Annotated in this window: 1 protein-coding gene; it reads left to right on the top strand. The window is 25.9% G+C overall.

Annotation, left to right across the window (positions count from 1 at the left end):
• Window positions 1-98 precede the first annotated feature (98 nt).
• Window positions 99-290: hypothetical protein (locus RYX56_RS21845; protein ID WP_317124050.1), on the top strand; the 192-nt coding region annotated here is incomplete at its 3' end.

The raw sequence follows: 290 nt of genomic DNA, 5'->3' as shown, positions 1-290 counted from the left end.
AATTTACAGGAGATATCAGTGCTATAGTTTATAAAAAATGAAGTCAATTAGAATATCATATTCAATTATTCGATAATTATCAATTAGTAGACGTCAAATTGGCTGATAAAGTCGTTCTTTCTTTCAAAGATGAAATGCATCCTAAAAGTGATCTCTCCTCATTTACTCGAACAGTAAAGAATCATGTATATATCTTTAAAGAAGGAGAGCTAATATTAAAACAGATTGAAAAAAATGTATCCTTTTTAACTAAAGAAAGAAAGAATTATTTCAATGATAAGAACTTTTTA

Origin of the sequence: Alkalihalophilus lindianensis, assembly GCF_032843265.1 — a bacterium.
Taxonomy (GTDB): domain Bacteria; phylum Bacillota; class Bacilli; order Bacillales; family Bacillaceae_D; genus Alkalihalophilus; species Alkalihalophilus lindianensis.
This window is presented reverse-complemented; position numbering and strand designations above follow the sequence as displayed.